Raw genomic sequence first — 14,254 nt, forward strand, 5'->3', positions numbered from 1 at the left:
GTGAATCCAGTAACCAAAACCTTCCAGTACGGAAAAGATCAGGTCACCATCGAGACCGGACGCGTCGCACGCCAGGCCACTGGCGCAGCGCTGGTCACCATCGGTGAAACCGTTGTGTTGTGTACCGTTGTCGGTGCCAAAGAAGCCAAGCCAGACCAGAGCTTCTTCCCGCTGTCCGTACACTATGTAGAAAAGGCCTATGCGGCCGGCAAGATTCCCGGTGGCTTCTTCAAGCGTGAAGGCCGCCCGTCAGAGAAAGAAACCCTGACCTCCCGCCTGATCGATCGTCCGATCCGCCCACTGTTCCCGAACGGCTTCATGAACGAAGTACAGGTGATGATCACCGTTCTGTCCGCGGAAAAAGACGTAGATCCGGATATCGCCGGCATGATCGGTACCTCTGCGGCACTGTCCATATCCGGTATTCCTTTCGCTGGTCCGATTGGCGCTGCGCGTGTGGGTTACACCGAAAAAGACGGCTACATCCTGAACCCAGGCTACGCGGCTCTGAAAGAGTCCGAGCTGGACATGGTTGTTGCCGGTACCAAAGACGCGGTCTTGATGGTGGAATCCGAAGCCGCTGAACTGCCGGAAGACATCATGCTGGGCGCGGTACTGTTTGCGCACCAGGAAATGCAGGCAGTTGTAAAAGTCTGTGAAGAGCTGAAAGCTGAAGCTGGCAAGCCCACCTGGGATTGGCAGCCGGAAGCAGTGAACGAAGAGCTGAAATCCGCTCTGGAAGCCCAGTTCGGTGAGAAGGTGGCTGAAGCCTACAAGATCACCGACAAGCAGCAGCGCACCACCCGTCTGGGCGAGCTGCGCAACGAAGCGGCCGAAGCCCTGTCCACCGATGAGCTGGATGCCGGCACCGTAAAAAGCTACTTCGGCAAGCTAGAGAAGAAAACCGTGCGCGGCGCTGTTGTACGCGGTGAGCCCCGTATCGACGGTCGCGACACCAAAACCGTACGTCCGATTTCCGTAGAAGTTGGCGTACTGCCGAAGGGCCACGGTTCTGCACTGTTCACCCGTGGTGAAACCCAGGCACTGGTGGTTTCCACTCTGGGTGCTACCCGCGATGCTCAGATCATCGACGCCCTCGAAGGCGAGCGTAAAGATTACTTTATGCTGCACTACAACTTCCCTCCCTACTCTGTAGGTGAAGCGGGTCGTGTAGGTGCTACCGGTCGTCGCGAAATCGGTCACGGTCGTCTGGCCCGCCGCGGTATCGCGGCAGTACTGCCGAACCCGGAAGAGTTCCCCTACACCCTGCGTGTGGTTTCCGAGATCACCGAATCCAACGGTTCCAGCTCCATGGCTTCCGTATGTGGTTCCAGCCTGGCCCTGATGGATGCGGGTGTACCGCTGAAGGCACCGGTAGCCGGTATCGCCATGGGTCTGGTGAAGGAAGACGATGGTTTCGCGGTTCTGACCGATATCCTGGGTGATGAAGACCACCTGGGCGACATGGACTTCAAGGTTGCCGGTACCGCTTCCGGTGTCACTGCGCTGCAGATGGACATCAAGATCGAAGGCATCACCGAAGAGATCATGGAAACCGCCCTTGAGCAGGCACTGCACGCCCGTCTGCACATCCTGGCGGAAATGAACAAGGTGATCGGCGAATCCCGCTCTGTAGTGAACGAGAACGCTCCGCGCTACGCCACCCTGAAGATCCATCCGGACAAGATCCGCGACGTGATCGGTAAAGGCGGCGCCACCATCCGTTCCATCACCGAAGAAACCGGTGCCTCCATCGACATTGAAGACGATGGCAGCATCAAGGTATTTGGTGAAGACGGTGAGAGCCTGGAAGCCGCGGTTACCCGCATCGAGGAAATCACAGCGGAAGCCGAAATCGGCGCCATCTACGAAGGTAAGGTTGTACGCATCGTCGACTTCGGCGCATTCGTTAACTTCCTGCCGGGCAAAGACGGTCTGGTACACATCTCCCAGATCGCTGAAGAGCGCGTCAATGCGGTCACCGACTACCTGAGCGAAGGCCAAATGGTCAAAGTGAAGGTACTGGACGTAGACCAGCGCGGCCGCATCAAGCTGTCCATCAAGGAAGCCAATGCCGACGCCGCTGCGGAAGCGGATGAGGCCACTGGCGAGGAGTAATACCTCCCGGGTTTCCGGCCCGCTTGCGGGCATACAAAAACGGTGGCTATATGCCACCGTTTTTTTTGCTTTTAAAAAGTTGAGAATCAGGGGAAGGGGAGCGCGCAGTGGAAGTCTTATTGATTTACCTGTTGGTGGGTATAGGAGCTGGCACCATCGCTGGTCTGTTCGGTGTGGGAGGAGGGCTGATCATTGTGCCGGCTCTGGTGCTGGTATTTACCGCCCAGGGCATCGCGCCTGAGATTCTCACCCACATGGCGGTCGGCACTTCGCTCGCTACTATCATCATCACCTCCATCAGTTCTGTTCGCACCCACCATGGCAAACGCGCGGTGGACTGGAAAATAGTCGCTGCCATGGCGCCGGGTATTCTGCTTGGCTCCTGGATTGGCGGTGTGACCGCTGACTGGCTAAGCGGTGCCTGGTTACAGTTGCTGATCGGTGTATTTGCCGTGGGCATCGCGGGCAAGATGTGGCTGGATGGCCTGCGCAAGGGCCCGTTACCCACCAATGGTGAGAAAGTACCTGGCAAGGTGGGTTTGTCGGTCGCCGGCGGGTTTATCGGCTGGGTTTCCGCCATCTTCGGGATTGGTGGGGGCTCACTGACTGTGCCTTTCCTGTCCCGCTGCCATGTGGTGATGCAGCGTGCAGTAGCGACGTCGGCGGCTTGTGGCCTGCCCATTGCAGTTGCCGGGGCGCTCAGCTTTGCGGTGCAGGGCTGGAACAACCCGCAGCTGCCCGAATGGACCAGTGGCTATATCTACTGGCCCGCGTTTCTCGGCATTGTCCTGGCCAGTACCTTTTTCGCGCGCCTTGGCGCACTGCTGGCCCACAGGCTTTCTCCGCAGTTGCTGAAGAACTGCTTTGCCGGGTTGTTATTCATTATCGGTGTGCGGTTTATCTGGCTGAATTACGCAGTGGTCGTTAACTAACACACCGTTACTGTAGGAGCCTGCTTGCAGGCGAACCGCTCCGTACCACGCCTCGTTCGCCTGCATGCATGCTCCTACAAAGCGATTCACAAAACACAAAAAAAAGGCCGCTGCGGTTTCCCGCAGCGGCCTTTTTATGGAGGGGCTGAAGACTAGATCAGACAGCCTTGCCTGTGGCCTCGGCGGGCTCTACGGGCTCGATGTGGTCGTCTTCTTCCGCACCTTTTTCCCAGACCTTGGACTTAAAGCCGATCAGCACCAGGATAATGCCGATGCCAATGCTAAACAGGGCGATCTGCAGGTACAGGTTCGGCAGCTGCTGGATATTCTCGGGGTCAAAGTTACCTGCCAGCAGGCCGGAGATGATGTTGCCGATGGAGTAGGTGAGTACAAACACACCCATCATCTGGCCGGCAAAGCGGCGCGGGGACAGTTTGCTGACCGCACTCAGTGCCACCGGGCTCAGGCACAGCTCACCGACGGTGTGCAGGAAGTAGGTCGTAATCAGCCACATGGGGGCGACTTTCAGGCCCTGCGCGGCGTACTGGGCAGCAAAGAACATGACCAGGAAGCCGGACGCCATGATGATCAGGCCAATCGCACATTTCATGCTGTAAGACGGCGTGATCATGCGCTTGCCGAGGTTGATCCACAGGGCGGCAAAGAACGGTGACAGTACGATGATGAAGAAGGCGTTGGCGCTCTGGAACCAAGAAGCCGGGATTTCAAAAGTGCCAATCATACGCTCGGTGAAATCGCGACCAAATAGGTTGAGGGATGAGCCCGCCTGCTCGAAGCCGGACCAGAAACAGGCCGAAGCCAGGCACACCAGGAACAGTGCCCACATGCGCTTCTTCTCATTGTCGGTGAGGTTACCGGCGAAGTAGATGAAGCCGTAGTAGGCGAAGAAAGTCAGGGTGAAGACGATGGCCACGTACTGAGCAATCACCACCGGATTGATGGTGATTTTGCCGGTCAGTGCCAGGCCGGCAACAACTGCTGCTAGTGTGACCACTGCACCAATCACTTGCCAGGCGCGTTTGGCGCCTTGGGCAGACATGGGGTTCTCAGGCATCAGGCTGGCGTTGCCGAGGTTACCGATGGTGAAGCGATACTGTATCAGGCCCACTGCCATACCGACGGCAGCGGCTCCGAAGCCCCAGTGCCAGCCGATGCTCTCGCCAAAGTAACCGCAAATGAAGTAGCCGATCAGGGAGCCGAGATTGATACCCATGTAGTAGATGGCATAGCCGCTGTCGCGGCGCACGTCGTCAGAGGCGTAAAGATGGCCGACCAATGCGCTGATATTCGGTTTCAGTAGGCCGGTACCGGACGCGACCAGCATAAGGCCGATAAAGAAAGTACTGTCGTTGGGGATAGCCAGCACGATGTGGCCACACATAATGATTATACCGCCATACCAGACGGTCTTTTGACCTCCGAGCAGACGGTCGGCAATCCAGCCGCCGGGGAGGCCAAGAAAGTACACCGCACCGGTATACAGGCCGTAAATGGCTGCGGCAGCAGCGACGGTAAAGCCGAGGCCTTCTTCCTGCAGACTTGCGGTCATAAACAGGACCAGCAGGGCCCGCATGCCGTAGTAACTCATCCGCTCCCACATTTCGGTGAAGAACAGGGTGGAGAGCCCTTTGGGATGGCCAAAGAAGCCATCGCTGTTTTGTTGTAGCTGTGACGACATATCAGTTGTTCCGATTGTTATAGCTTTAGCGTGTTATAGCTTTATAGAGACCTTCCCGAGTGTAACAGCGCTCCCGGAAACTGGCGAATGGTTACAGGTGAAACAGGAAATGAGCCTGCGAAAGGTATTCCTGCACGACAGGAATTGTGGAAAATCAGGGATTCGAAACACGATATGGGGAGAATAACCGTGAAAACCCCGCAAAATTCTGGACTGCCAGGAATCAATCGGTCATATAGCAGTTTGATCAAGCGATTTCTGCCGAGGGAGACCATAGTCTGTACGGCCATGGTAGCGCTATTGTTGGCCGGTTGTGCCGGCACCCCGCCAGAGGCGAGTCGATTAGTAGATGTCGATTGGTTGCTTTCTGGTCGGGCCCTGTTTGAGCAGCCCCTGGAAAGCGCGGAACTTCCGGAAGACGATATTCTTGGCCTGGCACCGGAGATACGCGCCTATCTTGCCCAGGTCGCCGCGAGCGCAAGTCCCCAGCAACGGCTGCGGGCTCTGCTAGAGGGATTCGAAGAGCGCGAATTTACCGTGCAGTACCAGGCGGACAAAACACTCACCGCTGGCGAGACCTTTCGCCAGCAAGTCGGTAACTGCATGGCTTTCACCGTGATGATGGTGGCCATGACCCGGGAGCTGGGTGCGGATGCCTACTTTAACCAAGTCGAGGTCCCGCCGGTGTGGGGGCATGATGAGTCTCAGACCTTCGTGGTGTACCGCCATATCAATATGGTGAGCGAAAGTTCTCGCGGCCGCCGTGTGGTGGATTTCAATCTGGAGGCGTACGACCCCGTCTACGACCAGCGCCGACTCTCGGATACGGAAGCGTTTGCCCAGTACTACAGCAACCGCGGTCTTGAGTTAATGCAGCAGGAGAGTATGCGCGAGGCATTCCGGTATCTGCGTAAGGCGCTGGACCTGAAGCCCGGGGACGCCGACCTCTGGGCCAATCTCGGCGCCTTCTACAGCCGCAATCGGCAGTTCACCGCGGCCGAGCAGAGTTACCAGCAGGCGCTGCGACTCAAAATTAGTCACACCATCGCCATAAGTAACCTTGAGCGCCTCTACCGAAAACAGCAGCGGCACGAACTGGCGGACTATTACGCCGATAAGGCCCGATACCACCGTGAGCGAAACCCCTATTACCTGTATTACCAGGCGCGCAATGCCTATGAGCACGGGGACTATAAGAGCGCGAAACGGCAGTTAAAGCGGGCTATCTGGCAGTACGAAGACGACCACCGGTTTCACTTTTTGATGGGGCTTACCAGCTTTCGTCTGGGTGAATATCGCGCTTCCCGAGAGCATATAAAAGTAGCCTTATCACTGGCCCAGAATGCCTCTACAACGTCAGCGTATAGTCGGAAGCTCGAATATTTAATACGAAACGTAGATCGTTAATTCTGCAATATGCTCATCGAACAGGCAATTGTGACTTGTCTAACGTAATTGTTGTGACCTGGTTCAATAACTTGTTTTCGTGACCTGGTGAAGTTGTTAATTTCCGCGCCAACACAGGATTGTCGGGCGGGATTTATGCTTTTGCGGATTTTATTTTTTGTTTGCTCTTTTGGTTTGGTCGCATGCGTTTCCCAGAGCGCGCCACAGCCAACGGATTCAAAGAATTCCTTTCAGTCTGGTGCTCCACAAATCGATGCGGAATACCTGTTAAGTGGCCGGGCGATATTTGACCGATCACTTGATAAGGAAGACTTGCCTGAGCAAGGCCTGTTGTCTGTCAGCCCTTCAATGACCGAATTTCTGGAAGAGTTGTCTCCGGGCGCGCCCTTGGACGTGCGGTGGCGCGAACTCGTGAGCCGGTTTAATCGAGATCAGTTTGTCGTTGAGTACGATGCACAGACCACTTTGAGTGCAGCTGAAACCTTTGAGTTACAGACGGGAAATTGCCTGGCAGTAACCATGTTATTGGTCTCGCTGACCCGGGAGATGGGTATTGATGCCTATTTCAATCAGGTGGAAACACCACAGCTCCGAAAATTCGAGGACGGGCAGACTTTCGTCAACTACCGGCACATAAATATGGTGGCCGAAGTGCCCTACGGCCGCAAAGTCGTTGATTTCGGTCTCGCGGACTATGACTCGACCATGTATCAATACCGAATCAGCGATCGAGCCGCGTTCTCCCAGTATTACAGCAACCGGGCGATGGAGGTGATGCGTGCAGGTGGTGACAGGCTCTATGCATTTAAGTTGATTCGCAAGGCTCTGCAGCTCGCACCGGGCGACAGCAATATCTGGATTAATTTGGGAGCGCTGTATAAGCGTTATGCTTTGCCGAAAGCAGCTGAACAATCTTACCAGCTGGCTCTGCAGCTTGACCCTGAAAACACGATGGCGCTGAGTAGCCTGGGCCGGCTTTACCGAGAAACCGGAAACGAAGAAATGGCGGCTCTGTTTCACAAACGGGCCCGCAGTCTGGAAGCAGCTCATCCACATGTTCTTTACTATGATGCCAAAGATAGCTATGTAAACGGCAACTACCGCGCGAGTCTCGCAACCCTGAACCGCGCCCTGGACAACAGCACCGATGACCACCGTATACACTTTTTGCTTGGGAAAACCCATTTTCAACTTGGCAAGTACACTGCGGCGAAAAAACACCTGACTAAGGCATTTAGCCTGATTAATGATCAGAATATCAAGAGTAGGTACGAACAGGAATTGAGTGAATTGCGTCAAATCTCAACACTGTGAGTGAAGCGAGAAAGCTGACGTATAAAAAAAGCGAGCCACCGTAGGGGCTCGCTTTTCGACGGCCAACCGCCTATATACAGGGCAGTTGGCCGCATAGTGGCAAGTTCCGGAAAACTTAGAAGTTTACGCGGAAGCCCACTTGGTAACGACGACCGATTACGTCGTAAGTGCCTGCATCGGTTTCCGTACCGGTGTCGCTGCCGGGCAGACCGGTGATCAGCATCGGCGGCTCTTCGTCGGTCAGGTTGTAGATACCGGCAAACAGCTCGTACTTGTCCTGCAGGGTGTAGTTGACGTTCAGGTCGTGGTACGCGATTGCGTCGACGCCAACGGTTTCAGGTTGCAGGCCGTAGGCCTTCATGAAGCTGTCATCCAGATAGGACTTGCCGATAAACGAGGTGCTCCAGGCAACATTGACGTCGCCGATGGCGTAACCCAGGTTCAGGAAGAACTTATCTTTGGCGGATCCAACTTCCCCGGCAAACTGGTCTTTTTCCCCGCCAGGTACAGGAGTGGTGTAGCCCTCGAGCACGTGGGTGTACGACAGTTTGGCATTGAGGTAGCCGGCCAGACCGAAATCTGCCAGGTCTTTGTCGTAGCCGACAGTGAGGTCCACACCCTCGGTAACCAGTTCACCGGTGTTGTCGGACAGGGTGTCCACGTATTCCAGTGAGCCGGCGTTGTTCGGGCCGATATTTTCCGGGCGACGGGTAATAAAGTCACAGTAGGAAGTGTCGCCGCCGTTATAGCACTGATCCAGGATGAACTGGCGCGGCGTGTAAACAATGGCGTCTTCAATTTCAATGTTGAAGTAGTCAACGGTGAAAGAGAAGTCTTCCAGTACCGGGATGCCATCGGGAGTAATGACCGCGCCAACAGTCAGGGACTTGCCGACTTCTTCCTGCAGCTCCGGGTTGCCGCTGGTGTAACCGCTGACCCCTTGCTTGTCAGACTGGCTGAGAGTGAACTTGCCATTCTCGATGATGTTAGCCATTACACCTTCATCGGCGCGGCATGCCTCGGAAATTGCACCGTTAGAAGTAGCGGTTACGTTTTCACACGGATCCTGAACACTCGGGTAGGTCTGGCTGGGTGCACTGAACAGCTCGGTGATGTTCGGCGCGCGGGTAGACTGAGCGCTGATCGCACGGAAACGGACATCAGAGATCGGCGCCCACTCGACACCGAAGTTCCAGCTCTGGGTGCTGCCGACGGTGGAGTAGTCAGATGCACGGACGGCACCGCGCAGGCTCAGGTCCTCTGCCAGGAAGGCACCGGACAGCAAGGGTACGTTGACTTCGACGTAGGCTTCGGCAACGTCGAACGCGCCTTCTTCACGAGGAATCGCATTACCCGCATTCAGGCCAGCCTGCTGCAGGGCATCGAACTCGCTGCGGGAGAACTCTTCACGGTATTCGAGGCCGGTCGCCATGCCGATAGGGCCGGCTGGCAAGTCAAACAACTCACCGGTGAAGTTCACCGCCGCTACTTCCTGGCTGACAAAGGTCGCCAGCATGCCCGGTGCGGTGACGTAATCGAGGGCTTCCTGGCTCATTGCGCCATGGCCAAAGATATTCGCTGCGACACAGCCCTGTTCACGGGCCAGCTCATCACGGCAGATCAAGTTGCCATCTTCGTCGGCGATGACTTCCAGTGCGTTGCGGAAGTTCAGGACGTTGACCTGGCCACCGGAAACCTGAGCTTCCTTGGTCTGGCCATAGGTGTAATAGGCGTCCATGCTCCAGCTGCCTGCGAGGTCGGCGTCAAAGCCAGTGACCACGCGGAAGGTGTCACGGTCAGCCGTGTTGCCGCGATTACCAACTTCCAGCATACGGCGGGTAAAGAAAATATCCTTCAGGCCATCGCCATTTTCGTCGACCGCTGCGTTGTAGATCTCATCGGCAACCAGCGGGTTGCGGATGGTGCTGCCCGGATTGTTTGGATCCAGGAATTCAATCGGCACGTAGCCGTCCACTGCATAGATATCGTCGGATGCCAGCGCGAAAGGCTCCAGGCGAGTGCTGGTCTGGCTGGAGGCATAAGTGCCCTCGACAAACACGTTCACACCATCGGTGATTTCGTAGTTGCCGCGCGAGGCCAGCAGGCGGCGCTCGGTCGGCACGGCGATGGTGCGGTAGGCGTTGCGGTTGAAGCCGTCTGCAGGACCTTCGGCGCCGTTGGTGTCAAAGCCAAGCTTGAGGTTGTTGTCGGCGTCGTAAGTGAACTGGCTCTCGCCAGCGTAGAAACGGCCCTGTGGGCTGTAGCTGGAGTAGAAGGGTTCAATCGCGGTAAAGAAATCGTCCGGGTTGCCGGTGACATATGCCCCGAGGGAGGCGATATCGTTAGCGGAACGATCGCGATCAGCAGAGTAGAGTGCTCCCTGATCGGTGTAGGCCGCGTGCACCATGACATTACCGCGTCCGCCATCGATGTTGCCGCCGAGGGTCAGGTTGTACTGGGTTTCAGCCGCATCACCCTCAAAGCTCTCGCCGCTCTTAACTTCGAACTCAACGCCTTCCCAGTCCTTTTTGTAAACCATGTTTACAACACCGGCAACGGCGTCAGAGCCGTACAGGGACGAGGCGCCACCGGTCATGATCTCCACACGCTCCAGGAATTGCGCAGGAATCACGTTCATGTCGACCGCGGAGCTACCAGGTACACCGGAAACAAAGCGGCGGCCGTCGACCAGTACCAGAGTACGGTCTTCACCGAGGCCGCGCAGGTCTACGGTGGAAACACCGGCACTGGAGAGGGTGAAGTTAGAGTTGGTGCGGCTGATAGTCGGGCTGCCGAAGGTCGGGTTCTTCAGCAGTAGCTCCTGAATGTTCGCAACACCGGCATTGTCGATATCGGCAGAGCCGACAACCTGTACCGGAGACGGGCTATTCAGGCCGTTGGTCGCAATTCGAGAGCCTGTCACCACGACTTCTTCAACCAACAGCGCGTCTTCTATGGCCTGGCCAGATACGTTTTCCTGAGCGGAAATACTGGCGGCTGCGAATGCGCTGAAAGTCGCGATGGCGATACTCAACTTGGTCTTGATCATAAATGCATCCTTTATGTACTTAGAGGCACTTTTATTTGTAGGTATATTTTTAGTGCTTGCTGACTTTAAAGGATGTCATCCATTTGTGGAACTAAACTGTCTTTGTGTGTTCTCATCTCATTTAGACCTTTTGTTTGGTTTGTGATCGTTACGGTTGAATTTCGAACACTGCAAAGTGTTGGTTTATTGATTCTGGCGTCTTTCTGGCAAAATTCTTGTTGGCAAGTTGTTTTTATTAGGATGAAATTCGCTAATCTCACATCTTAGAGATATGAGATAACGAAAATTTTGGTTGATATGTAGCCAGATCGGGGTGGGTCGATTAGTCTGCGGAGCTTTGTCCGGCCAGAACTTTTCGGGTTGGGGTAAAGTTCTGGAGGCAGCGGAGGCCTCCAGAGGAAAATAAAAAAATGAATACTTTGTCTAATTTTCTCAGACTGTGAGCTTCGTCAGTTTAGGCTCTGTTTAATACCATCCAGGAACAATTGAACGGCGAGCATCACCAGTACCATCCCCATCAGACGCTCAACGGCAATCAGGCCACGGTTACCAAGTAGCTTCGCCAGCGGAGATGACGCCAGCAATATTACTGCGGATACACCCCAGGCACCGAGCAGTGCCAGTGTCCAATTCCACAATTGTTCTCCCTCACTGTTGGTCATCAACATCAGAATCGCCATCGTGGAAGGGCCCGCGACCAGTGGCACAGCCAGCGGCACGAAGAACGGCTCGCCCTCTAACCGCTCTCCCATGATCCCTCCCTCCACTGGGAACACCATTCTGATGGCAATCAGGAACAAGATAATTGCCCCCGCGATACGAATCGCCTCCTGAGAAAGCCCGAGCCAGGCAAGCACAAAGCGACCGGCGTACAGGAACACCAGCAGCACAATCAATGCAAATATCAGCTCGCGCATGATCACGTAGAGCTGGCGTCTCGGTGGTACGTTTTTGAGAGCGGCGAGGAACACCGGGATGTTGCCCAAGGGGTCCATGACGAAGAGGAGAGTGAGGAAGGCGGTCAATGTATCCATAGGGGTGGAAGCTAGCGTATAAGAGTGTGGGTATTGGCTTAGGTGTAACCCAGTTATAGGTCACTGATGAAATATCTGCAGGCGCGAGGCCTCCCTCGCTACTCGAGCACCCAGGTACCGCGCAGCTCGCAAGTCGGCAGAATGAGCGGCTCCATCGGGGGCATGGGCCGTTACTCCTAGTTGGCAACCGAGCCGGTTGATGGATGGACTTTGTATAACGTCGAGGCCAACCCACAGCATGCCATGTTGTCCGGCCAGGGTGGCCAAGTACTGCAAGGTGACGCCCTGATCTCCGTTTACAGCGCTGCCACAGGTAAAGCCCGCAGCGATTTTACCCGCCCATGCTTGGCGCCCCCATAAGTCACCCGTCGCGTCGATAAACGCTTTGAACTGCGCTGAGACACCGCCCATGTAGGTCGGTGAGCCGAATATGATCGCATTGCATGCTGTAACGAGAGAAAGAACCTCCTCGTTATAGTAGCGGCCGTGAACGATATCACGACTATTAATTTTGATACTAGCGGACTCAGCCCCCTCCACACTGTTGATGCCAGTTGCTACCGACTCCGCAAGGGAGCCGGTAATGTCTGTTTTGGTAAAATAAACAACAGCGATTCGCGTCAACGCCGTTTTGCTCCGGTGGAATTAAATCTGTCACTCGGCATCGGGGGTGGATTACTTCCGCCCAGCATAATGATTACTTTTTAAGGTGACGCTCAAGAAATTCGTTGACTTCCTTCATCGCCGCCAGGCGATTGCCGGCCTCATTGAAATGGTGAGTGCCGTGATCAAAAAGGGTTAGCTTGACGTCTTTGCCCGCTGAAGAGAGTTTGTCAGCCAGTTCGCGAGACTGGTGATAGCTTACTCGGGTATCCGCCTTTCCATGGATGAGTAGCACCGGCGATTCAAAGGAATCCACGAAGTTAATCGGAGAGTTGGCTTGAATGTCTTTACTATCCTCAGCAGAGTGAATATTGCCCACCATCTCTTCGTAATATTTGTTGAAGCCTCTGGTCAGGTCATAGCTGATCATTGAACGAATATCACTGATGCCAGAAAGGCTGACGATACAATTGAACTTTTCCGGGGTTTTGAATCCTGCGACAAGGGCAATGTAGCCCCCGAAGCTGGAACCTACGATGCAGGATTTCTTCGTATTTGCCAGTTTCTGGTTTTCCACCCAGGTGACGGCATCCATGACATCATCCTGAATCGCTTTTCCCCACTCCTTATAGCCGGCCGTCATATAGTCTTCGCCATAGCCGGATGAGCCGCGGTAGTTGACCTGCAGGACTGCGAAGCCGCTATTCACAAACATCTGTACCCAGGGGTCAAAGTACTGGGTATCGCGGGCGGCGGGGCCGCCGTGCGGAAATACCACGAGTGGGGCATCCGTTACATTGGTTGGGCGGGTGAGGTAACCGTGCAGTTGCATGCCGTCACGGGCACTGAACGTAAAGGGTTCTACCTTTTGTAGCGGCTGGTTTTCAAGCTGTGGATATTTGCTGTACCAGAAGCTGAGGGATTTTGCCTTGCGATCAAACAGGTAATATTTGCCGGGAGAGTTATCGGAAACCGCGTAGTAAATGTTTCGATCACCGGATTCATCGCGGCTTGTCATATGGGCATATAGCCCCTGTTTACGGAAAAGACTGGTGATCTGCCGGTCCTCGGCGTCGCTGTTTTTGTCGAAGTACCTGTTCTCTACAAAATTATCGATGTAGCTGAACCCGACCAGTTCAAGCGTATCTTCGTGCCGTACGTACAGGGCGCTTTCCACATCCAGTTGCCCGGGTGCCTCGCCAACGAGTTCAGTAAACTCTCCTTTCGCCAGGTCATAGCGCCAGATGGCGTCCTTGCCCAGCTCGCGGTTACTGAAGGCTATCAGCGAGTGTGACTCCTCTTCGTACTGGATGGGGTAAAAGCTGTCTTCCTTGAAGGAGTCAAAACTGGCTACTTGATCCCAGTCTGCATCGTTATCTTGTCGGAAGTACACATGCACCTTGCGCGATTCAGGATCCCGGTCCCTGCCAAAGGCTAGGCGTACCTGCCCTTTGCGGTCCACCCCCCAGGAAAATATCCGGAGGCTGTTGGGGAGGTATTTCTCGAATTTTCCGTTATTGATGTTTACCTTGAAAACGGAGGAGTAGTAATTGTCACGGGGGTCTGCAAGCTCTACCAGAATATGGTCTTTGTCCTTAGGTAGTGTGGTAAGCAGTCTCGGTGCCATGCGATAGATGTCGAACTCATGGCTGGGGCGTCCCTTGCGCTTTAGTTCAATGTTGGACTTGCCATCGATCGAAATAGAGAACAGGGCTGGTATGCGTACGCGTATTTTTCGCCCATATGCGCTCAGATTCTTGGGTTGTGAAATGCTTGCCAATATGCGGTCGTTACTTGCCCAGTCGATACTGTCGACCCTGAATTTTTCCTCCTCCAGGCCGGCTACTACCCATGTGTCTTCGGAGCCAAACGGAGAAATGGTAATCAGAGATTTACCGTCACTATTCAGTATTGCGGCGATATGTTTACCGTCTGGCGAAATTGTAGGTTGAGAAATCATCGGCATTGCGCTGAAGCTTTCGGCGGTGAGCTGGTTTGCCAAAGCCGGCAGTGGAGCCATGATGAGCGCTAGGGCTAGGTAAGTCCACATTAAAATACGCATATTCTGCTTCCTTGTGGTTATCGTTTTTTTGTCAAG

General features: G+C 54.8%; 9 protein-coding genes. 4 read left to right on the forward strand and 5 right to left on the reverse strand.

Annotated features, from left to right (window positions below; genetic code table 11):
• Both pnp and LC059_RS01470 read left to right on the forward strand, forming a co-directional pair.
• On the forward strand, positions 1–2,118 hold the full coding sequence (gene pnp / locus LC059_RS01465; protein WP_226702055.1) for a polyribonucleotide nucleotidyltransferase: 2,118 nt from the start codon (positions 1–3) through the stop codon (positions 2,116–2,118).
• 107 nt (positions 2,119–2,225) lie between these two features.
• Positions 2,226–3,050 carry a sulfite exporter TauE/SafE family protein gene (locus tag LC059_RS01470; RefSeq protein ID WP_226702056.1) on the forward strand — a complete coding sequence of 275 codons (825 nt, stop codon included), beginning with the start codon at positions 2,226–2,228 and terminating at the stop codon, positions 3,048–3,050.
• Positions 3,051–3,207: 157 nt separating this feature from the next.
• Here the strand turns inward: LC059_RS01470 and LC059_RS01475 are convergent, their stop codons facing one another.
• The gene (locus tag LC059_RS01475) at positions 3,208–4,749 is read right to left on the reverse strand and encodes a peptide MFS transporter (protein WP_226702057.1); all 1,542 of its coding nucleotides are present in this window, start codon (positions 4,747–4,749) and stop codon (positions 3,208–3,210) included.
• A gap of 243 nt (positions 4,750–4,992) precedes the next feature.
• On the opposite strand from LC059_RS01475, the gene LC059_RS01480 reads away from it, so the two are divergent.
• Positions 4,993–6,156 carry a tetratricopeptide repeat protein gene (locus LC059_RS01480; RefSeq protein ID WP_226702058.1) on the forward strand — a complete coding sequence of 388 codons (1,164 nt, stop codon included), beginning with the start codon at positions 4,993–4,995 and terminating at the stop codon, positions 6,154–6,156.
• Positions 6,157–6,243: 87 nt separating this feature from the next.
• Entirely contained in the window at positions 6,244–7,470 is a 1,227-nt protein-coding gene (locus LC059_RS01485) for a tetratricopeptide repeat protein (protein ID WP_226702059.1), read from the forward strand.
• A 115-nt stretch (positions 7,471–7,585) separates the two neighbouring features.
• Here the strand turns inward: LC059_RS01485 and LC059_RS01490 are convergent, their stop codons facing one another.
• From LC059_RS01490 to LC059_RS01505, 4 genes are all read right to left on the reverse strand, one after another.
• Positions 7,586–10,519 (reverse strand): TonB-dependent receptor domain-containing protein, encoded by a 2,934-nt coding sequence (locus tag LC059_RS01490; protein ID WP_226702060.1) that lies wholly within the window; start codon positions 10,517–10,519, stop codon positions 7,586–7,588.
• 449 nt (positions 10,520–10,968) lie between these two features.
• On the reverse strand, positions 10,969–11,553 hold the full coding sequence (locus LC059_RS01495; protein ID WP_226702061.1) for a MarC family protein: 585 nt from the start codon (positions 11,551–11,553) through the stop codon (positions 10,969–10,971).
• Between the two features lie 60 nt (positions 11,554–11,613).
• Entirely contained in the window at positions 11,614–12,177 is a 564-nt protein-coding gene (locus LC059_RS01500; RefSeq protein WP_226702062.1) for a flavodoxin family protein, read from the reverse strand.
• Between the two features lie 73 nt (positions 12,178–12,250).
• Entirely contained in the window at positions 12,251–14,218 is a 1,968-nt protein-coding gene (locus LC059_RS01505) for an alpha/beta hydrolase family protein (RefSeq protein ID WP_226702063.1), read from the reverse strand.
• Between the last annotated feature and the right edge of the window lie 36 nt (positions 14,219–14,254).

Origin of the sequence: Microbulbifer elongatus (assembly GCF_020524885.1) — a bacterium.
GTDB classification, from domain to species: domain Bacteria; phylum Pseudomonadota; class Gammaproteobacteria; order Pseudomonadales; family Cellvibrionaceae; genus Microbulbifer; species Microbulbifer elongatus_A.

What these genes read in the sequence shown, in the direction of transcription:
- LC059_RS01475 (WP_226702057.1), bottom strand. Translation starts at nt 4,749, where the DNA reads ATGTCGTCACAGCTACAACAAAACAGCGATGGCTTCTTTGGCCATCCC.
- LC059_RS01490 (WP_226702060.1), bottom strand. Translation starts at nt 10,519, where the DNA reads ATGATCAAGACCAAGTTGAGTATCGCCATCGCGACTTTCAGCGCATTC.
- LC059_RS01495 (WP_226702061.1), bottom strand. Translation starts at nt 11,553, where the DNA reads ATGGATACATTGACCGCCTTCCTCACTCTCCTCTTCGTCATGGACCCC.
- LC059_RS01505 (WP_226702063.1), bottom strand. Translation starts at nt 14,218, where the DNA reads ATGCGTATTTTAATGTGGACTTACCTAGCCCTAGCGCTCATCATGGCT.